The sequence below is a fragment of the Streptomyces nidicola genome (genome assembly GCF_050106155.1).
Lineage (GTDB): Bacteria > Actinomycetota > Actinomycetes > Streptomycetales > Streptomycetaceae > Streptomyces.
In genome coordinates this window covers 8,048,111-8,067,978 of sequence record NZ_JBNBPI010000001.1, presented here as the reverse complement: position 1 = coordinate 8,067,978, position 19,868 = coordinate 8,048,111, and the positions used below count along the sequence as shown (strand labels likewise).

Below are 19,868 nucleotides of genomic sequence, written 5' to 3'. Positions count from 1 at the left end.
AACGTCACTCGAAGAACTTGAGGCTCCACCCGGTGTTCGTCTCGGCGCCGGGGACATCGGCCCGCCGGTAGGTGGTGTCGCCCCACCAGACGAACGAACCCGAGTACCAGTAGCGGTTCTCCCAGGCGTACGGCGTCCCCTTCGCCACGGCGTGGAACATGAAGGGGACCTTGTTCCCGGCCGGCGGGCTGGTGTTGATGTCACCGTCCCGCAGGGCGAAGGTGTGATGGCCCGGTCCGTCGACGTGCGGCGTCGGATCCCAGCCGGACATCATCGTCTCGCGGTGCGAGCCGAACAGGCAGCCGTTCGACTTGTACCAGTCCCATACGTACGTGGGGTCCCCGCCGGCCCGCAGCCGCAGGTCGGCCAGGCAGTACTGGTTGCTCCAGCTGCCGTTGGCGGAGTAGACGACGTGCAGCTGCCCGTTCGGGTCCTTGATGGCCTCGGGGGCCTCGTTGATGTACGGGTCGCCGACCACGCGCTCCCAGCTCTCCCGCGGCTGCGAGATGACGGACCGCTTCCCGGTCGGCGTGGTCGGGTCGCTCATGCGGGCGATGTACAGGTTCTGCTCGACGTTGGTGTCACCGGCCCAGCCCGACCAGACGAACCAGCGCTGCCCCTGGAAGGTGAACAGGGTCCCGTCGATGGCCCACTTGTCGTCCGGCAGCGCCAGCTTCTTCGCCGCCGTGTAGCCGCTGTCGGGGCTCGCGGAGCTGATGACGTACATGCGGTGGGCGGCGCTGCGCCCGGCGGAGAAGTAGATGTAGTACCGCCCGCCGTCCCGCACGACTTCCGGCGTCCACACCTCCCCCAGATCGCCGGTGTCCGACCACACCTTCTTGGCGGGCGCGGACGCGAGGCCGTCCAGTGACGACGCCTGCCGTACGAGGATGCCGCCATCGGCCGACTTGACGGCGACGTAGGTGTCGCCGACGCGCAGCACACTGGGATCCGCCCCCTTGAGGCCCGTCGCACCCAGCGCCCCGTCCGCTCGCGCGGCGGGCGCTCCCTGCGCTGCGCCTGACCACGACAGCGGCAAGGCGAGCGCCCCCGCCAGCGCGAGAGCACCGAAACTGACGGAGCGTCTAAAGCGTTTCATGGACTCTTTCCTCCAGCGTCGTGAATGCATGCATTACATCGTTGGAAGTACGCCGTCACAGGCTCCCGAAGGCCACGTGACAAGTCAACAGCACCACCAAACGGCGAGCACACGGCGCGTGTTGCTCCAACGTTTACCGCTCCAGGCCCCGACGGCTGCCACGCGGGTTCGGGTCGCAACGGGTGCCCAACCAGGCCACGCCATCGATACTGGCGAGGGACCGGAAGACGTCGACGAGCACCACCCTGCTAACGCCACCCGGAGGTACCAGTGAAAATGCTGATCAACGTAGCCGAGACGGTCGTCCCCGACGCCCTGCGGGGGATGGCCGCCGCCCACCCCGAACTGAACGTGGACGTCGAGAACCGGGTGATCGTGCGGCGGGACGCGCCGGTGGCCGGGAAGGTGGCGTTGGTGTCGGGGGGCGGGTCCGGGCACGAGCCGCTGCACGGCGGGTTCGTCGGTCCCGGGATGCTCGCCGCGGCCTGTCCCGGTGAGGTGTTCACCTCGCCCGTGCCGGATCAGATGGTGCGGGCCGCCGCCGCGGTGGACAGCGGCGCCGGTGTGTTGTTCATCGTGAAGAACTACACGGGTGACGTGCTGAACTTCGACATGGCCGCCGAGCTCGCCGAGGACGAGGGCGTCCAGGTCGCCAAGGTGCTCGTCAACGACGACGTCGCCGTCACCGACTCCCTCTACACCGCGGGGCGGCGCGGCACCGGGGCGACCCTGTTCGTCGAGAAGATCGCCGGCGCCGCCGCCGAGGAGGGGCAGCCGCTGGAGCGCGTCGAGGCGATCGCCCGGCAGGTCAACGAGAACGCGCGGAGTTTCGGCGTCGCATTGAGCGCGTGCAGCACTCCGTCCAAGGGCGCGCCCACCTTCGATCTGCCGTCCGGCGAGCTGGAGTTGGGGATCGGGATCCACGGCGAGCCGGGCCGGGAGCGGCGTTCCATGATGACGTCCGGGGAGATCGCGGACTACTCCGTGAACGTCGTGCTGGAGGACCTCAACCCCAGCAGCCCCGTGCTCGTGCTGGTCAACGGGATGGGTGCCACCCCGCTGCTCGAGCTCTACGGGTTCAACGCCGAGGTGCAGCGGGTGCTGGAGGAGCGCGGCGTGCCCGTCGCCCGCACGCTCGTCGGGAACTACGTCACCTCGCTCGACATGGCCGGCGCCTCCGTCACCATCTGCCAGGCCGACGAGGAGCTGCTACGCCTGTGGGACGCACCGGTCAGCACGGCCGGGCTCCGCTGGGGTATGTAGCTCGGGCGTGTACGTGCAGCTGGGGCATGCAAAGGTCGCGCCCTGGTACCTCGTCACATCAATGAACCTGAACAGCAAGGAGATCACGTGCTCGACGCCGACTTCTTCCGGCGCTGGCTGACACTGGCCGCCGCGGCCGTGGACCGCGAGGCCGACCGGCTCACCGAACTCGACTCACCGATCGGCGACGCGGACCACGGCAGCAATCTGCAGCGCGGGTTCAACGCCGTGCGCGACACCCTCGACAAGGACGCGCCGGACACCCCGGGGGCCGTACTCACCCTGGCCGGACGGCAGTTGATCTCGACGGTGGGCGGCGCATCGGGGCCGCTGTACGGGACGCTGCTGCGACGCACCGGCAAGGCGCTGGGCGATGCGGCCGAGGTCGGCGAGGCGGACTTCGCGCAGGCGCTGAAGGCCGGGGTCGACGCCGTCGCCGCGCTCGGCGGCGCCGCGCCCGGTGACAAGACGATGCTCGACGCCCTCGTGCCGGCGGTGGAGGCGCTCGGCGACGGGGACTTCGTCGCGGCGCGCTCCGCGGCCGAGCACGGGGCCGAGGCCACGACCCCGCTCCAGGCCCGCAAGGGGCGGGCGAGTTACCTCGGTGAGCGCAGCATCGGGCACCAGGATCCGGGCGCCACGTCGTCGGCGCTTCTGATCGCCGCCCTGGCCGAGACGGCGATCGCCGATGCGGGGGCGGGCGCATGAGCGCACTCGACAAGCCCGTCGGCATCGTGCTCGTCTCGCACAGCAAGGACGTCGCCGAGTCCGTGGCGCGGCTCGCGGCCGGGCTCTCCGGGGGCGGCGACACCGCGCCCGTCGCGGCGGCGGGCGGCACGGAGGACGGCGGCCTCGGCACCAGCTCCGAGCTGATCTCCGCGGCCGCCGCGGAGGTCGACCGGGGTGCGGGTGTCGCGGTCCTCGTCGACCTCGGCAGCGCCGTGCTGACGGTGAAGGCGCTGCTGGCCGAGGGCGACGAACTCCCTGACGGCACGCGCCTGGTGGACGCCCCCTTCGTGGAGGGTGCGATTGCGGCGGTCGTCACCGCCTCCACCGGAGCGGACCTGGACGCGGTCGCCGCGGCGGCCTCCGAGGCGTACACGTACCGGAAGGAATGAAGGAGCGAGGTACCGCCTCCCATTGACCGCGTCCCACCATCGCCCGGCCCCCTCAACGAGCCTTTGGTACAGACCTCTTGGCGCGAACCCCTTGAGGAAATCCCTCCTCTCGTGCCATACAGGTCTGTACCAATCCGCTCGAACGGAAGGCCCTCCGTGCGACGCCTCCCCCCACGCGCCCTGCTCGCCCGCACGGCCTGCGCCGCCGCGCTCGTGCCCGTGCTCGCCTCCTGCGGACTCCTATCCGACAGCGCGAAGGCCGAGGGGCCCGCCCTGTCGGCGCCGGCCGGGGTCACCGCGCAGGCCGGAAGCGCCACCTCCGTGCACGTCATGTGGAACCGCCCCGCGAGCACGGCGGAGGTCAAGGAGTACGTGGTGTACCGCGGCGGCAAGCGCGTGAAGCGGCTGCCCGCGGAGCGGCACATGGTGGACGTCACCGGGCTCGCCCCCACGTCCCGTTACGTGTTCACGGTGCGGGCCCGCGGCACGGACGGCTCCCTGGGGCCCGCCGGCACCCGCGTCACCGTCACCACCCCGGCCGCCGTCAAGGAGGACCGCGCTGCGCCGAGTCGGCCGACCGGGCTGCGCGGAGAGGCGGACGGGAGCCGCGCCGTCTCGCTGGCGTGGCGGAAGGCGACGGACGACCGGGGCGTCGCCTCGTACGACATCTACCAGGGCGCCACGAAGATCCACGGCGTCGGCGGCAAGGAGACTCGGGCGCTGGTCACCGGGCTGCGGCCGGGCACCGCGTACGCGTTCAGCGTGCGCGCCCGGGACGCCGCCGACAACACCTCGGCCGCGAGCGGGGCCCTGCGCCTGACGACCGCGCGCGGCAAGGACGAGGAGGGGCCCGGTACCGCGCCTGCGGAGTTCGAGGCGTCGACGCGGCGCGCGAAGGGCGCGTACTACATCGACCTGGCGTGGACGCCGCCCCGGACCGGCGGCGAGGTCCCGGCATACCAGGTGTACCTGGACGGCCAGGAGGCGACGACGGTGATGTGGGGCGAGAGCGCGCCGGCCGACTCGGCGACGTACAGCTTCTACATCGGCAAGAAGCCGCACGTGGAGCACCGGGTGAAGCTGCGCGCGCAGTTGCCGGACGGGACATGGGGCGCCTTCTCGGCGGAGCGAAAGGTGACCACGGGGAGTCGCTGAGGTTCAGTCCAGCTCCGTGAGGGTCCGCTCCAGCCAGTCCACCCAGAACCGTTCGAGATCGATGCCCGCGCGCAGCACCGCGTGCTGGAGGCGGTCCGCCTCACTGTTCTTCTCCGGCGGGAAGTCCCGCTTCTCGATGTCCTGGTACGTCGCCAACTGCTCGCGGTGCAGGGCGAGATGGCGGGTCAGGTCCTCGGCGATGCCCGCCGTGCCGACCACCGCGGCGGAGCGCAGGCGCAGCGGCAGCGGGTCGCGCAGCGGCCTGGGGTCCTGGGGGGTGGCGGTCCAGCGGGCCAGTTCCGCACGGCCCCGCGGCAGGACCTCGTACTCCTTCTTCTGGCCGCGCGCGGGTGTCTCGGTGGGCAGTGCGCGGATCAGTCCCTCGCGTTCGAGTTTGCCGAGCTCCCGGTAGATCTGCTGGTGCGTGGCCGACCAGAAGTAGCCGATGGACCTGTCGAACCTGCGGGTCAGCTCGAGGCCCGACGACGGCTTCTCCAGGAGCGCCGTGAGGATCGCGTGCGGGAGTGACATGTCGTAAGGGTAGGTGAGTTCCCGTGAGTGGACATGGGCGAAGGGGAGTCACGTGTCCGGCGGGCCCGGTCACGTGACTCCCCGGTCTCTGGGGCGGGCCCTACAGGGCCGCCGCGACCTCGGTGCCCTGTTTGATGGCGCGCTTGGCGTCCAGCTCGGCCGCGAGGTCGGCGCCGCCGATCAGGTGCGGGGTACGTCCGGCGGCCACCAGGTCGTCGTACAGCGAGCGGTGGGGTTCCTGGCCCGCGCACAGGACGACGGTGTCGACGGGGATGAGGGACTGCTCGCCCTCGACGGTGATGTGCAGGCCCGCGTCGTCGATGAGGTCGTACGTGGCGCCCGCGACCATGGTGACACCGCGGTGGCGCAGTTCGGTGCGGTGGATCCAGCCGGTCGTCTTGCCGAGGCCCGCGCCGACCTTGGTGGTCTTGCGCTGCACGAGGTGCACCTGGCGGGGCGGGGCGGGCCGCTCGGGCTTGGTGAGGCCGCCGCGGTCGGCGTAGTCCATGTCGACGCCCCACTGCCGGAAGTACGTGGCCGGGTCGAGGCTCGCCTTCTCGCCGTCGTCGGTGAGGTACTCGGCGACGTCGAAGCCGATGCCGCCGGCGCCGATGATGGCGACACGGTCGCCGACGGGCGCGCCGCCGCGCAGGACGTCGAGGTAGCCGACGACCTTCGGGTGGTCGACGCCGTCGATGGCGGGGGTGCGCGGGGCGACGCCGGTGGCGACGACGACCTCGTCGTAGGAGTCGAGGTCGCCGGCGGCGACGCGGGTCTCCAACTTGACGTTCACACCGTGCAGTTCGAGCTGCGTGCGGAAGTAGCGCAGCGTCTCGTTGAACTCCTCCTTGCCGGGGACCTGGCGGGCGACGTTGAGCTGCCCGCCGATCTCGGCGGCGGCGTCGAACAGGGTCACGTCGTGGCCGCGCTCGGCGGCGCTGACGGCGCAGGCGAGACCGGCGGGGCCCGCGCCGACGACGGCGACGCGCTTGCGGATCCGGGTCGGCGAGAGCACCAGCTCGGTCTCGTGGCAGGCGCGCGGGTTCACCAGGCAGGAGGTGATCTGGAGGCTGAAGATGTGGTCGAGGCAGGCCTGGTTGCAGCCGATGCAGGTGTTGATGGTGTCGGAGCGCTCGGCGGCGGCCTTGTTCACGAAGTCCGGGTCGGCGAGCATCGGGCGCGCCATGGAGACCATGTCGGCGGCGCCGTCGGCGAGCAACTCCTCGGCGAGTTCCGGGGTGTTGATGCGGTTCGTGGTGACGAGCGGGACGTTCACCTCGCCCATGACCTTCTTGGTGACGAAGCTGTATGCGCCGCGCGGCACGGACGTGGCGATGGTGGGGATGCGCGCCTCGTGCCAGCCGATGCCGGTGTTGATGATGGTCGCGCCGGCCGCCTCGATCTCCTTGGCGAGCTGCACGACCTCGTCGAGAGTCGAGCCGCCGGGGACCAGATCCAGCATGGACAGCCGGTAGATGAGGATGAAGTCCGGCCCGACCCGCTCGCGCACGCGCCGCACGATCTCGACGGCGAACCGGATCCGGTTCTCGTACGAACCGCCCCAGCGGTCCTCGCGGTGGTTGGTGGCGGAGACGATGAACTCGTTGATGAGGTAGCCCTCGGAGCCCATGACCTCGACGCCGTCGTACCCGGCGGACTTGGCGAGCTCGGCGGCGCGCACGTAGTCCTCGATGGTCCGCTCGACGTCCGCGTCGCTCAGCTCGTTCGGCACGCAGGGGCTGATGGGGGCCTGCAGCGCGCTCGGGGCGACCAGGTTCGGGTGGTAGGCGTACCGGCCGAAGTGCAGGATCTGCATGGCGATCCTGCCGCCGGCCGCGTGCACGGCGTCGGTGATCTCGCGGTGCTGCTCGGCCTCCGCCTCGGTCGTCATCTTGGCGCCGCCCTCGAAGGAGCAGCCCTCGGCGTTGGGGGCGATGCCACCGGTGACGATGAGGCCGACACCGCCGCGGGCGCGGGTCGCGTAGAACTCGGCCATGCGCGCGAAACCGTTCGGAGCCTCCTCCAGGCCCACGTGCATCGAGCCCATCAGGACGCGGTTGGGGAGCGTCGTGAAACCGAGGTCGAGCGGGGCGAGCAGGTGCGGGTAGCGGCTCATGGGGCCCTCCGTGAGCGGTGAACGGTCGAATCAGTTGTAGAGGACACCGCCGTTGTTTTGCAACAAGTTGCATAAGAGATCCGCGCCACGTCGGGCCGCCAGTGGGTGGGCTGGGTTGTAGAGTGCAACGAGCACCCCGAAAGGAACCGCCGTGGCACAGCCAGATCACGCGGCCGACCGCGAGGCCGCCGTGGAGACCATTCAGCGCGAGCTGACCTCGTTCGCCCGGCGCGCGCGGGCCACCGCCGCGCGGATGCACCCGGAGCTGTCGCTCGTCTCGTACTCGCTGCTCGCCCACCTCGACGAGCGGGGCGGCTGCCGCGCCACGGACCTGGCGGCGCACTACGCCCTCGACAAGTCGACGGTCAGCCGGCAGGTGGCCGCCCTGCAACGGGCCGGGCTCGTGATCCGGCGGGTCGACCCCGACGACCACCGGGTCCAGGTCCTGCACCCGACCGAGGCCGGCGCCGACGTGCTGCGCCAGGTGACCGTCAACCGCCGCCAGATCTTCGGCGAGCGCCTGGCGGACTGGCCGGAGGAGGACCTGGAGCGGTTCGCGGACTACCTGGTGCGCTACAACCACGCGGCCCAGGAGGAGGAAAGCGGCTCGTAGGCCGCTCCCCGCTCTCGTGGGCCGCTCCGGGCTACCGCGGCGCGCGCACCGTCCGGAAGTGGGTCGTGTTGCGCAGGTGGAAGCCCAGGGACCCGTACAGCCGGATCGCGTTGATGTTGTCCGCGCCGGTGTGCAGGAACGGGGTCTCGCCGCGCTCCTGGACCACGGCCGCGACGGCCTTCACCAGTCGGCCCGCGAGCCCCTTGCCCCGGTGGTCCGGGTCGGTGCACACGGCGCTGACCTCGGTGTATCCGGGCAGGTGCAGGCGCTCCCCCGCCATCGCGATGAGTGCGCCGCCGCTGCGGATGCCCAGGTAGGTGCCCATTTCGATGGTGCGGGGCGTGAACGGGCCCGGCCGGGTGCGCTCCACCAGGTCGAGCATCTCCGGCACGTCGGCGGCGGTGAGCAGGACGGCTTCCGGGTCCAGGGCCGCGGCCACGGCGTCGCCGACCATGCGCACACCCGCGAAGTCCACCGTCGCCTCCCAGCCGTCCGGCAGCCCGATGTCGGTGCCGAGCAGCGGCAGGGTGCCGTCGGGCGCGGCGAAGGCGGCGAGATCCGCCCAGTCCGCGGGCCCGGGATCCGGGGGCAGCGCGGTCCACGGCGTGACGGCGGTGGGATAGCGCAGGGCGCGGCCGCTGCGCTCGGCGAAGTGCGCGTGCGGGCCGGTGAGCGCGGCGTACGCGGGGTGGTCGAGGGGGTGGAACCCGAGGTCGGGACCGGTGGTGCCCTCGTGCTCTTCGTACGTCTGCGTCATCCCGCGGAACCTTCGAACCTTCTCCTGAGCCACTGCCGCCCCATCCGTTCACGGCGGCCAAAGGACCAGAACCGCCGGAGGCGCCGCCGCATTCCCGGACCCCGCACCGCGCCCCCGCGATCACGCTTGGCATCCTGGCGCGATGCCGTTCACGTCACTGAGTGATCACGTCGAGTCCCTGCTCGCCACCGAGGAACCGCTGCCGATCGTCGCGGCGGGCGACCCGGTCCTGCGCCGCCACGCCGAGCCCGTCGACGGGCAGCTGTCCGACGAGCTGCTCGCCCGGCTGATCGCCGCGATGCGGGTCACCATGCACGCCGCGCCCGGCGTGGGCCTGGCCGCGCCGCAGATCGGGGTGCCGCTGCGGCTCGCCGTCATCGAGGACGCGGCGGCCGTGAGCGAGGAGGTGCGCGCGGCACGGGGGCGGGTGCCGCAGCCGTTCCGGGTGCTGGTCAACCCGTCGTACGAAGGTGTGGGGCCCCGGCACGTCGCCTTCTACGAAGGGTGCTTGAGCGTGCCGGGCTACCAGGCCGTGGTCGCCCGGCACGAGCGCGTGCGGCTGCGCGCCCTCGACGAGCAAGGGCGCGCGGTGGACGAGGAGTTCACGGGCTGGCCCGCACGGATCGTGCAGCACGAGACGGACCATCTGAACGGCACGCTCTATCTGGACCGGGCCGAGCTGCGCTCGTTGTCGTCCACGCAGAGCAGCGCGGCAGTGGAGCGCTGGGCGCAGCCGACGCCCCAACTCGCAGCCCAGGAGCTGGGGTTCACGCTCCCGGTATCCGACTGACCGTCAGCCCATGTCCGGCATCTCGCCCTTGGCGGCGCTCACGTCGATGACGGAGAACGCCGCGCCCTGCGGGTCCCCGACCGCCGCGAACCGGCCGAAGGGGCTGTCCACCGGGCCGAAGTGCAGTTTGCCGCCCAGGCGTTGGACGGTGGCGACGGCCGCGTCGCAGTCCTCGACGACGAAGTACACATTGACGTACGAAGGGACGTGCGCGGGGAATTCGTCGGTCATCTGCAAGCGGCCCATGGCCGGTTCGCCGTCCAGCATCCAGACGTTGAAGTCCATGTGCTCGTCGGCCATCTTCTGCACGTCGTAGCCGAAGACCTTCGGGAAGAAGGAGTCGGTCCGCCCGGCGTTGCGGGTGTTGACCTCGGCCCAGCAGAACGCGCCGGGCTCGTTGACCTTCTCGAAGCCCTCGTGGGTGTCGGGCTGCCAGACGCTGAAGACGACGCCCGCCGGGTCCTGGGCGGTGACCATCGTGCCGAAGGACGCGACCCGCATCGGGTCCATCATGAGGCTGCCGCCCGCGTCCTTGATCCGCTCGGCGACCGAGGCGATGTCGGCGGTGGCGAGGTACAGGTTCCAGGCGGGGTGCACGCCCTCCGCGCCGGGCATCTGCGGTACGAGCGCCGCGACCCGCTTGCCGTCGGGCGTGCTCGCCTGCGTGTAGTTGCCGAACTCGGCGCTGCCCTCGTCGTAGGTCCAGCCGAACAGCTCCGTGTAGAAGCCCTTCGCGGCCTCCAGGTCGGGGAACATGGCGTCGGCCCAGACCGGCGCGCCTTCAGGACGAGCGGACATGACGCGACACCCTTCCGTCGGTCGCCGGGCACGACGCGGCCCGGCAGGTATGGGACCACGCTAGGCGCGGCGGGCGTACGGCGCGATCCGGCCTGATCCGAACGACAGGCGCTACCGACGCGTGGCCACGACCAGCCTGCACCGCGGGCTGCCGTCCGGCCGCTCCCCGAGTTCGGACAGCGCGTGGAGCGCCACGTCGAACCCGGCGCGGTCCAGCTCCCGCCGTACGTCACCGAGCCGGAACGGCCGGTAGTACATGACGAACGGGGGCCGCCACACCGCGTTCCGCACCCGCATCGCGCCGTCGAAGCCGAGCATCGCCCAGTACCCCAGCGAACCGGGCCCCATCGGCGCGGGCAACGGGAACGCGAACTGTCCGCCGGGGCGCAGCACTTGGCACACCTCGGAGAACAGCCGCGGCCACTCGCGCGGCAGGAAGTGCCCGAACGCCCCGAAGCTCACCACCAGGTCGAAGACCTCGCCGAAGGGCAGCGCGAGCGCGTCCGCGCGCACACAGTCGGCCGTCGGCTCACCGTGCCGCGCGACGTCCAGCATGCCGCCGCTGAAGTCCACGCCCACGGCCCGCCCGACACCCGCCTCACGCAGCACGCGCAGGCCCGCCCCGGTGCCGCAGCACAGGTCGAGTCCGGTGCCGTACGGGCCGAGCCCGGCGAGCGTGCGGCCCACGGCGTCCAGCACGACATCCGGGGTGCGAAACGGCGTGTGGTCGAATTTCGGCGCCAGCAGGTCGTACCCCCGCTCGACCGAGGACAGCGCCTGAACGGCCAGCTCGCGGAGGGTGGGGCCCTGATCGGTGAACATGGCCGATCAGCATAGGGCGCGCCCGCCCCGAAGTCGGGGCTTGCCGCGCTGCGGGGTTCGGGTGCTACTCTCAAAGCGGTACATGTGCTCGCCCGTTTCGAGGCGCCGGTACCGAATCTCTTCCTTCAGCGCTTTTGGTGCGACGGCTCCCCGTCGCCACACAGCGCACGTCATCCCTGGTCAGCGGCTTCTGGCGGGCTCTTCACCCGTTGCCGCGACACCAGGTTCTCCCCGGCCGCGGGGCGCGCACAGCCGCCCCTGCCTCTCGCCGGAACCCACCCCTTCCCTGCCCTTGCACGCCTGCCGCCGCACGCCCACCGCGTCCGCGGCTCGGCCCGCGAAAGGACCTGTGATCACCATGACCACGGCCACCACCATGAGCACCACCACCGCCACACCCCAAGAACCCGTCCGCGCCGCCGGCGTCCTCGACATCGGCGGGAACGGGCCCGGTTTCCTGCGGGCGCCCGACCTGATCCCCACGCCGCACGACGTCCAGGTCCCCGCCCACCTCATCCGCCAACTCGGCCTGCGCAAGGGCGACTTCGTCGAGGGAACGTGCGGGAGGCCGCGCAGCCTCGCGCACGTCGACACCGTCGGCGGCGCCCCCGCCGACGCGACCCGCCGCCGCCCGCGCTTCGCCGACCTCACCCCGCTGCACCCCAGCGGGCGCTTCCGCCTCGAACACCCGGCCGCGGGGCTCGCCGGACGGGTCGTCGACCTGTTCACGCCGATCGGCAAGGGGCAGCGCGGCCTGCTCGTCGCCCCGCCGAAGACCGGCAAGACGGTCCTGCTTCAGCAACTCGCCGCCGCGTTCGCCGCGAACCACCCCGAGACCCACCTCATGGTGGTGCTCGTCGACGAGCGCCCCGAGGAGGTCACCGACATGCGCCGCTCCGTGCGCGGCGAGGTGTACGCCTCGACGTTCGACCAGCCGGCGAAGGCACACATCGCGCTCGCCGAACTCGCCGTGGAGCGCGCCAAACGCCTCACCGAGCAGGGCCGCGACGTGGTGATCCTCCTCGACTCCCTCACCCGCCTGTGCCGGGCGTACAACAACGCGGCCGCCACCAGCGGCCGCACCCTGTCCGGCGGCGTGGACGCGGCCGCCCTGCACGGCCCGAAGCGCTTCTTCGGCGCGGCCCGCGACGCCGAGGAGGCCGGTTCGCTGACCATCCTCGCCACCGCCCTCGTCGACACCGGCTCCCGCGCCGACGACTACTACTTCGAGGAGCTCAAGAGCACCGGCAACATGGAGCTGCGCCTCGACCGCGTCCTCGCGCAGCGCCGCGTCCACCCGGCCGTCGAGCTCGCCCCCTCCGGCACCCGCCGCGAGGAACTCCTGCTTCCCGCCGCCGAGTTGGCCGTCGTGCGCGGGCTGCGGCGCGCCCTGCAGAGCCGGGACCCGGCCGCTTCCTACGAGGCCCTGCTCGACAAGCTGCGCCAGACCCCGGACAACGCCACGTTCCTGCGCCAGGCGCAGTCCACCGTGCCCGCGGCCTGACCCCGCCCCGGATGCGTAATACTCGACCCATGAACGCGAGCATTACGCGCCGCGGAGGGGGCCCTCCGATCACCGTCCGGCGGGCCACCGCCCAGGACACCCGGCGCCTCACCCGCCTCGTGCGCAACTCCAGCGCCTACCGGGACCCCTACGCCTCCATGGTCGCGGGCTACCGCGTGGGCCCGGACTACGTAGAGGCGCACCACGTCTACGTAGCCATGAATCCGGCCGACGAGCGGGTGCTCGGCTTCTACGCGCTGCTCACCGAGCCGCCGGAGCTGGACCTGATGTTCGTCGCGGACGAGGCGCAGGGCCGGGGCATCGGGCGGCTGCTCGTGGACCATATGCGGGAGCAGGCGCGGGCCTCGGGCCTCGACCACGTCCGGGTCGTCGCGCACCCGCCGGCCGAGGGCTTCTACCGCTCCATGGGCGCGCACCGCACCGGCACCGTGCCCGCGCGTCCGCCGGCCGTCGCCTGGGACCGGCCCGAACTCGAATTCCCCATTCCCCCGGCCGCCTGAGGGGTTCCGCCCTTGCCCGGCACGGCGCACACTCGTGGGCGTCGGAATGCGGCAAGGAGGCCACATTGGGCAGCAGCCAGGCACGCGCCGAGGCGTTCGACGTGACCGTGGAGATCCCGCAGGGCTCACGGAACAAATACGAGATGGACCACGAACTCGGGCGGATCCGGCTCGACCGGATGCTGTTCACGTCGACCCAGTACCCCGCGGACTACGGCTACATCGAGGGCACACTCGGCGGCGACGGGGACCCGCTGGACGCGCTCGTCCTGACCGGCGACGCGACGTTCCCCGGCTGCGTCGTCGAGTGCCGGGCGATCGGCATGTTCGTCATGAGCGACGAGAAGGGCCCGGACGAGAAGGTGCTGTGCGTGCCCGCGCACGATCCACGGCACGACGCGGTCCGGGACATCGAGGACATCCCCGAGTTCGACCGCCTGGAGATCACCCATTTCTTCGAGGTCTACAAGGATCTGGAGCCGGGCAAATCGGTCGACGGCTCCCACTGGGAGGGCCGGGAGAAGGCGTACAAGGAGATCCATCGCGCCCGCGAACGCGCTTCCGGTTAGGCGATAGGGAGGTAGTAGGGTGGTCGGGCCGTGGTGCTCGGGAAGACCGGTGACGGCCCTTCAGGGGCCCATTCCGGAGCGGCCCTCGCCACTGTGATCGGGTTTCGGACAGTGACGTCCGAAGCGCGTCGTTCCATCCTGTACGCCACTGGCGGCCGTCGGCCGCTGGGAAGGCCGGAGCGGCGGGCACACCCGTAAGCCAGGAGACCGGCCGCGGCATCTCACGAAGTGATCCACGAGGTGCTGGAGCGTGATCGACGCATGACCCTGCCCGGGAACTCCCCGAACCCTGCCCTGAACTCCCCCTCCCCTGCCTTCCGTTGGCGCCGCGAGGACACGCTGCGCACGGCCGGCCTGATCGCGGTGATCGCCGCGCTGCACGTCGTCGCGTTCGGCGTGCTGTTCCTTCTCGTCGTCCCCGAGCACTACGAAGTCGACAACAAGGCCTTCGGTATCGGCCTCGGCATCACGGCGTACACGCTCGGCATGCGGCACGCCTTCGACGCCGACCACATCGCGGCCATCGACAACACCACCCGCAAGCTGATGGCGGACGGCAAGCGGCCCGTCTCGGTCGGCTTCTGGTTCGCGCTCGGCCACTCCAGTGTGGTCGTCGCGATGGCGGCGCTCGTCGCGGGCGGCGCAGCCCTCGCGGGCACCCTGATGAACGACGACTCGCGCACCCACCAGGTGCTCGGCGTCGTCGGCACCACCGTCTCCGGTTCGTTCCTGTATCTCATCGCGGCGCTCAACCTCGTTGCCCTGATGGGCATTCTGAAGGTCTTCAAGGCGATGCGCGCGGGCTCCTACGACGAGCGGAAGCTCGAGGAGCACCTGGATTCCCGCGGGTTCATGAACCGGATCCTCGGCCGCTTCACCAAGTCCATCACCCGCCCCGGCCAGATGTTCCCGCTGGGCTTCCTCTTCGGCCTCGGCTTCGACACCGCGACCGAGGTGACGCTGATGGTGATGGCGGGCAGCGGCGCCGCCGCGGGCCTGCCGTGGTACGCGATCCTGTGCCTGCCGCTGCTGTTCGCCGCGGGCATGAGCCTGTTCGACACACTCGACGGCACGTTCATGAACTTCGCCTACCAGTGGGCGTTCTCCAACCCGGTGCGCAAGGTGTTCTACAACCTCACCATCACCGGTCTGTCGATCGCCGTCGCGTTCTTCATCGGCACGATCGAACTCGTCGGCGTCCTGCACGACAAGCTCGACCTGAGCGACGCGGTGACCGGCTGGATCGCCGGTCTCGACCTCGACAACGTCGGCTACGTGATCGTGGGCCTGTTCGTGGTCGTGTGGGCGGCGGCGATCGCCTACTGGCGGCTGGCGCGGGTCGAGCAGCGGTGGTCGGCGCGGGTGGCCGACGGCGCGTAATTCGGTTGCCCGGGCGCGCGGCCCCTGCTGCACTGAACGCAGCGGGCAACCCCGCGCGCCCCTACCGTGAGGACCGATTCATGCGCTCTGCAGACATGTTCCTTCAGAAGGCCCCTGCCCTCTCCTCCAAGGACATGACTGCCAGTGCACACATTGAATCTGGGCATTCTCGCGCACGTCGACGCCGGTAAGACCAGCCTGACCGAGCGGCTCCTGCACACCGCCGGGGTGATCGACGAACTCGGCCGGGTCGACGACGGGAGCACCCGCACCGACTCCCTCGACCTGGAGCGCCGGCGCGGCATCACCATCAAGTCCGCCGTTGCGTCGTTCCCGCTCGGCGACACCCACGTCAATCTCGTGGACACACCGGGCCACCCGGACTTCATCGCCGAGGTCGAGCGGGTCCTCGGGGTCCTCGACGGGGCGGTGCTCGTCGTCTCCGCCGTGGAGGGTGTGCAGGCGCAGACCCGCGTCCTGATGCGGACGCTGCGCCGACTGCGCATCCCCACGCTGGTGTTCGTGAACAAGGTCGACCGCGGTGGCGCCCGCGAGGCCGCGCTCCTCGACGACCTGCGGGGCAAACTCACCCCTGCCGTGGTCCCGATGAACACGGTGCCGCACGGCCTCGGCGGCCGGGACGCGCTCTGCGTGCCCTACGCCGCCCAGGACGCGGAGCATCGCGCCCGCCTGGTCGACGTGCTCTCCGCCCGCGACGACGCGCTGCTGGAGGCGTACGTCAAGGACGAGGGCTCGGTCACGTACGGCCGGCTGCGCGACGCGCTCGCCGAGCAGACGGCGCGCACCGAGGCGCATCCCGTGTACTTCGGTTCGGCGATGACCGGGGCGGGGATCGACGCCCTCGTGGACGGCATCACGCGACTGCTCCCTCCCGCCGAGGAAAAGCCCCAAATCCCGCTCTCTGCACGCGTGTTCAAGGTGGAGCGCGGTCCGGCCGGCGAGAAGATCGCGTACGCCCGCGTGTTCACCGGGAGGCTGCGGGTGCGCGAAAGGCTCGCGCTGCCCGGTGGCGGGGAGGACCGGGTGACGTCGGTGCGCGTCTTCGCGGACGGGGCGGACACACCACGCACGGAGGTGGGCCCCGGACAGGTGGCGCGGCTGTGGGGACTCGGCGGCGTACGCGTCGGCGACGACCTCGGCGAGCCCCAAGTCCCGGTGAAGGAGCACCACTTCGCGCCGCCGACGCTGGAGACGGTGGTCGACCCGGACCGGCCGGGGCTGCGCGGCGCCCTGCTCGCCGCGCTCACCCAGCTCGCCGAGCAGGACCCGCTGATCGGCCTGCGGCAGGACGACATCCGCCAGGAGATCTTCCTGTCGCTCTACGGCGAGGTGCAGAAGGAGGTCGTACAGGCCACGCTCGCCGAGGAGTTCGGGCTCGACGTGACGTTCCGGGAGTCGACGCCGCTGTGCGTCGAGCGGCCGACGGGCTCCGGCGCGGCGCTCGAAGCCATGAAGGACGACGGGAACCCGTTCCTCGCGACCATCGGCCTGCGGGTCGATCCGGCGCCGATCGGCTCGGGCATCGCGTTCCGGCTCGGCATCGAGCTCGGCTCCCTCCCCCTGGCCTTCATCAAGGCCGTCGAGGAGACCGTGCACAGGACGCTGCGCCAGGGCCTGCTCGGCTGGCAGGTCACCGACTGCACGGTGACGCTGACGCGCTCCGGCTACGCACCGCGGCAGAGCCACGCGCACGCCGTCTTCGACAAGTCCATGTCGAGCACGGCGGGCGACTTCCGCGGGCTGACCCCGCTGGTCCTGATGGGCGCACTCGCGCGCGCGGGCACGGCGGTGTGCGAGCCGATGCACCACTTCCGCCTGGACATCCCGGCCGACCTGTACGGGGCGGTACTGCCGGTGATCGCCCGGCTGCGGGCCGTGCCGACGGGGCAGCACACGGACGGCGGGGCATGGACCACGGTCGACGGGCTGATCCCCGCGGCACGGGTGCGCGCCCTGGAGCAACAGCTGCCGTCCCTCACCCGGGGCGAAGGCGTCCTTGAGGCCTCCTTCGACCACTACGCCCCGGTTCGCGAGGACACACCGCGCCGCTCCCGCACGGACCACGACCCGCTGCACCGGAAGGAGTACCTGCTGCGGGTGGTGCGCGGGGCGGGGGCGCGGACGGGGTGAAGGTTTTGGGTTGATTCGCGGCGGGATGAGGGCATCCGGGCGACTGGGCCCGGGAGGGGTGGACGGCCCGTGGCAGTTGAATCCGGGCCGTTCGGCCCACCCGCGAGGGCCCCTTGGCCCCGTCCGCCGCGGGGCCGAGCGCTGAGACGCTGAGGTATCGAGCCTCCCGTGCCTTCGCTCTCCCGCCGCGGCGCACGGTGGAGGCACGAGCCCGGGCCCGCTGTTCGCAGAAGGGGGAGCCGCGAACAGCGGGCCCGTTCGCGCCACCGCCTCTGTCGCCGCCCGTGTCACCGCCCGGGCCCGGGCCGGCCGGGCATCGCACACGCGTCCGCCGCGCCGCTGTGGCAACTCGCGCGCAAAACGGCCCAATCGGAGCGATAAAGTGGCTCGTCAACCCGCACGTGCCCGATCACTCAGGAGTGCCTACGTGTCCGTAGCCATCGACTCGTCCGACGCCGCCATCCCGTCCGGCGACGCCGCCCCCGCGGAGCCCGTACCCGCGCCGGCCGTCGCCCCGGACAGCAGCGCCGCCGCACCCGCGAACGAGGAGACGGCCGAGCCCGGGGACACCGAGAACATGTGGACCCCGCCGACCACCGACGCCCGGACCACCGATGCCCCGGACGCCGCCGCGCCCGCCCCCGAAAGCACCCCGGAAAGCGCGTCCGACAGCTTCTGGACGCCGCCCACGGAGGTCCCCTTCGCGGAGAGCTCCGACGTCGACGCCGAGGCGGCCGCCGACGACGACCCCGCCCCCGGCGACGTACCGGAGGCCATCACGCGCGACGCCCACGAGTTCGGCGTCTACGCCCGCACCGGTGGCTGGGCCTTCGCCCTGAAGGTGGCCCGCAGCGTCCGGCCCGGCGGGCAGTCCGCCGGGGAGTCCGCCAAGGTCTCCGCCCGGAAGTTCGCCGAACTCGCGGGCTGCTCCCCCGACCGCGTCATGCGGTTCTACAAGGCGTGGGACAGCGCGGCCGACGACGGACTGGTCCCCCAGTTCGAGGCCCTCACGCCCGACGCCGACGTCGAACTCCCGGACGCCGACGTCTGGTTGTCGTACTACGTGTCCCGCAACAGCGCGACCTCGGTGCGCGGCCAGGCGATCACCGCGGCCGCCGAGTCCGAGGGCATCCGTCCGACGAAGGCCCTGGAGGTCGCGGAGAACCCGACGGCGCTGCGGGCCGCGATCCTCGCCGACCCCGGCACCGCCGAGGCCGCCCGCAAGGCGCTGATGGACCGCCTCGACGAGGACCCGGCACTGCGCACGGGCATGGCGCGCGACATCGTGCGTACGGACGACCTGAAGAAGGCCGTCGCCGAGGAGACCAAGACCGGCGGCCAGCTCGAGTACGTGCGCAGGATCGCGGAGGAGGGCCAGGTCAAGACCCCCGCGGGCCAGAAGATCGAGGCCTCCCCCGCGCTGCGCGAGGAGGCCGAGCGGCACCTGTCCCTCATCGACGAGCTGGACGAGGACGAGGAGGCGGGCGAGTGGGCCCGCGAGGCGTACGACACCGTGCGCACGCTCGTCGCCGAGACCGTCGAGAAGGACCCCGAGCTGCGGGTTCAGGAGCGGCGCGCGAAGTTCTACAGCAGCCTTCAGAAGGCGACGAAGGCCTTCGAGGAGCTGACGTTCGACGACGTCGCCGCCGAGGAGATCGACGACATCGTCGAGGACGACATGCTGCAGCGCCTCGAGGAGCTGCAGGCGGCGATCGCGACCTGCATCACGGCGCTCCAGTCGGCGCAGAAGAAGGACTGACTCGGGAGGGGCTGACTCCGGAGGGCTGACTCCGGTTGGACCCACCGATGCCACCGCGGGGCTGCCCGCGGTGGCATCGTGGCCCCATGGCACACACCCCCCAAACTCCGCAGACCCCGCACACCCCCAGGTCCACGGGCCGCCCGGCCCACCAGAACGTGACGTTCGACAGCCACGGCAGCACGGCCCACGGCTATCTGGCGCTCCCGGCCTCGGGGCACGGCCCCGGCGTCATCGTCATCCAGGAGTGGTGGGGCCTGACCGACCACATCGCCGACGTCGCCGACCGCCTCGCCGCCGAGGGCTTCGTGGCACTCGCGCCCGACCTGTACGGCGGGAACGTGGCGCACGACTCCGGGGAAGCGTTCCGCATGATGCAGGACCTGCCGGTGGAGCGCGGTGTGGAACTGCTCTCCGGCGCGGTCGACCACCTGCTGGCCCTCCCCCAGGTCACCTCCGACACGGTCGGCGCGGTCGGCTTCTGCATGGGCGGCGGCTTCGTCCTGTACCTGGCCGCGGCGGACCAGCGGGTGAGCGCGGCAGTACCGTTCTACGGCGTGATCCAGGGCGAAGTCCCGGACTTCTCCCGCCTGAAGGCGCAGATCCTGGGCCACTACGGGGAGCGTGACGCGGCGATTCCCCCGGCGACGCTGGACGGCCTGCGCGCCACGATCAAATCCCAGTCGGGCGTGGACGCGGACTTCCGCCTCTACCCGGCAGACCACGCCTTCTTCAACGACGGCCGCCCGGAGGTCTACGACGCGCAGGCGTCGGCGCAGGCCTGGTCATCGACGCTGGAATTCCTGCGAGCCAGGCTGAACTGACCACATCAAGCCGCTCCGCCTTCAAGCCCCTGCGGCGATTGAGCAGCGGGGTCCGGGGCAGAGCCCCGAGACGTAGGGCCGGGAGGCGCATACCTCCC

At 71.6% G+C, this 19,868-nt stretch carries 19 protein-coding genes and 1 riboswitch; of the genes, 13 read left to right on the top strand and 6 right to left on the bottom strand.

The annotated features are described in order from the left end of the window. Positions 1 to 4: 4 nt before the first annotated feature. Positions 5 to 1,099, bottom strand: a complete 1,095-nt coding sequence (locus tag ACOKM3_RS36420) for a glycoside hydrolase family 43 protein (protein WP_426905520.1) — start codon at positions 1,097 to 1,099, stop codon at positions 5 to 7. A 270-nt stretch (positions 1,100 to 1,369) separates the two neighbouring features. Here ACOKM3_RS36420 and dhaK point away from each other — a divergent pair, with 270 nt between their 5' ends. From dhaK to ACOKM3_RS36400, 4 genes are all read left to right on the top strand, one after another. Continuing rightward, the gene (gene dhaK, locus ACOKM3_RS36415) at positions 1,370 to 2,362 is read left to right on the top strand and encodes a dihydroxyacetone kinase subunit DhaK (RefSeq protein ID WP_426905519.1); all 993 of its coding nucleotides are present in this window, start codon (positions 1,370 to 1,372) and stop codon (positions 2,360 to 2,362) included. A gap of 87 nt (positions 2,363 to 2,449) precedes the next feature. Further along, positions 2,450 to 3,070, top strand: a complete 621-nt coding sequence (gene dhaL / locus ACOKM3_RS36410) for a dihydroxyacetone kinase subunit DhaL (RefSeq protein ID WP_426905518.1) — start codon at positions 2,450 to 2,452, stop codon at positions 3,068 to 3,070. Beyond that, positions 3,067 to 3,480: a dihydroxyacetone kinase phosphoryl donor subunit DhaM gene (dhaM, locus tag ACOKM3_RS36405; protein WP_426905517.1), complete on the top strand. Its 414-nt coding sequence runs from the start codon at positions 3,067 to 3,069 to the stop codon at positions 3,478 to 3,480. Before dhaL ends, dhaM begins: the two co-directional genes overlap by 4 nt. Before the next feature lie 156 nt (positions 3,481 to 3,636). Beyond that, positions 3,637 to 4,635, top strand: coding sequence for a fibronectin type III domain-containing protein (locus tag ACOKM3_RS36400; protein WP_426905516.1), 999 nt, complete (start codon positions 3,637 to 3,639; stop codon positions 4,633 to 4,635). A gap of 3 nt (positions 4,636 to 4,638) precedes the next feature. Here the strand turns inward: ACOKM3_RS36400 and ACOKM3_RS36395 are convergent, their stop codons facing one another. Together ACOKM3_RS36395 and ACOKM3_RS36390 are read right to left on the bottom strand one after the other, a co-directional pair. Beyond that, the gene (locus ACOKM3_RS36395) at positions 4,639 to 5,166 is read right to left on the bottom strand and encodes a PadR family transcriptional regulator (protein ID WP_426905515.1); all 528 of its coding nucleotides are present in this window, start codon (positions 5,164 to 5,166) and stop codon (positions 4,639 to 4,641) included. Positions 5,167 to 5,266: 100 nt separating this feature from the next. Further along, positions 5,267 to 7,282: an FAD-dependent oxidoreductase gene (locus ACOKM3_RS36390; RefSeq protein ID WP_426905514.1), complete on the bottom strand. Its 2,016-nt coding sequence runs from the start codon at positions 7,280 to 7,282 to the stop codon at positions 5,267 to 5,269. A 151-nt stretch (positions 7,283 to 7,433) separates the two neighbouring features. Here ACOKM3_RS36390 and ACOKM3_RS36385 point away from each other — a divergent pair, with 151 nt between their 5' ends. Then, positions 7,434 to 7,895: a MarR family winged helix-turn-helix transcriptional regulator gene (locus tag ACOKM3_RS36385; RefSeq protein ID WP_426905513.1), complete on the top strand. Its 462-nt coding sequence runs from the start codon at positions 7,434 to 7,436 to the stop codon at positions 7,893 to 7,895. A 31-nt stretch (positions 7,896 to 7,926) separates the two neighbouring features. On the opposite strand, the gene ACOKM3_RS36380 is transcribed toward ACOKM3_RS36385, so the two are convergent. Continuing rightward, positions 7,927 to 8,652, bottom strand: coding sequence for a GNAT family N-acetyltransferase (locus tag ACOKM3_RS36380; RefSeq protein ID WP_426905512.1), 726 nt, complete (start codon positions 8,650 to 8,652; stop codon positions 7,927 to 7,929). Positions 8,653 to 8,794: 142 nt separating this feature from the next. Between ACOKM3_RS36380 and def the strand changes: the two genes are divergently transcribed. Continuing rightward, entirely contained in the window at positions 8,795 to 9,442 is a 648-nt protein-coding gene (gene def / locus ACOKM3_RS36375; protein ID WP_426905511.1) for a peptide deformylase, read from the top strand. Between the two features lie 3 nt (positions 9,443 to 9,445). Here def and ACOKM3_RS36370 read toward each other — a convergent pair whose 3' ends face one another. Beyond that, the gene (locus ACOKM3_RS36370; RefSeq protein WP_426905510.1) at positions 9,446 to 10,240 is read right to left on the bottom strand and encodes a VOC family protein; all 795 of its coding nucleotides are present in this window, start codon (positions 10,238 to 10,240) and stop codon (positions 9,446 to 9,448) included. Between the two features lie 111 nt (positions 10,241 to 10,351). Continuing rightward, on the bottom strand, positions 10,352 to 11,062 hold the full coding sequence (locus ACOKM3_RS36365; protein ID WP_426905509.1) for a class I SAM-dependent methyltransferase: 711 nt from the start codon (positions 11,060 to 11,062) through the stop codon (positions 10,352 to 10,354). A gap of 358 nt (positions 11,063 to 11,420) precedes the next feature. On the opposite strand from ACOKM3_RS36365, the gene rho reads away from it, so the two are divergent. The 7 genes from rho to ACOKM3_RS36330 all read left to right on the top strand — a co-directional run bounded on the left by rho (position 11,421) and on the right by ACOKM3_RS36330 (position 19,770). Beyond that, on the top strand, positions 11,421 to 12,566 hold the full coding sequence (rho, locus tag ACOKM3_RS36360) for a transcription termination factor Rho (protein WP_426905508.1): 1,146 nt from the start codon (positions 11,421 to 11,423) through the stop codon (positions 12,564 to 12,566). Positions 12,567 to 12,595: 29 nt separating this feature from the next. After that, positions 12,596 to 13,087 carry a GNAT family N-acetyltransferase gene (locus ACOKM3_RS36355; RefSeq protein WP_426905507.1) on the top strand — a complete coding sequence of 164 codons (492 nt, stop codon included), beginning with the start codon at positions 12,596 to 12,598 and terminating at the stop codon, positions 13,085 to 13,087. Positions 13,088 to 13,152: 65 nt separating this feature from the next. Further along, complete coding sequence (locus tag ACOKM3_RS36350; RefSeq protein WP_426905506.1) at positions 13,153 to 13,656, top strand: inorganic diphosphatase; 504 nt, start codon at positions 13,153 to 13,155, stop codon at positions 13,654 to 13,656. 14 nt (positions 13,657 to 13,670) lie between these two features. Next, a riboswitch (cobalamin riboswitch) is annotated at positions 13,671 to 13,886 on the top strand. 31 nt (positions 13,887 to 13,917) lie between these two features. Further along, positions 13,918 to 15,036: a Nickel transporter NicT gene (gene nicT / locus ACOKM3_RS36345; RefSeq protein WP_426905505.1), complete on the top strand. Its 1,119-nt coding sequence runs from the start codon at positions 13,918 to 13,920 to the stop codon at positions 15,034 to 15,036. Between the two features lie 144 nt (positions 15,037 to 15,180). Beyond that, positions 15,181 to 17,187 (top strand): GTP-binding protein, encoded by a 2,007-nt coding sequence (locus ACOKM3_RS36340; RefSeq protein WP_426905504.1) that lies wholly within the window; start codon positions 15,181 to 15,183, stop codon positions 17,185 to 17,187. A 427-nt stretch (positions 17,188 to 17,614) separates the two neighbouring features. Continuing rightward, on the top strand, positions 17,615 to 18,946 hold the full coding sequence (locus ACOKM3_RS36335; protein WP_426905503.1) for a hypothetical protein: 1,332 nt from the start codon (positions 17,615 to 17,617) through the stop codon (positions 18,944 to 18,946). An 86-nt stretch (positions 18,947 to 19,032) separates the two neighbouring features. Beyond that, complete coding sequence (locus tag ACOKM3_RS36330; protein ID WP_426905502.1) at positions 19,033 to 19,770, top strand: dienelactone hydrolase family protein; 738 nt, start codon at positions 19,033 to 19,035, stop codon at positions 19,768 to 19,770. The last annotated feature ends 98 nt before the right edge of the window (positions 19,771 to 19,868 follow it).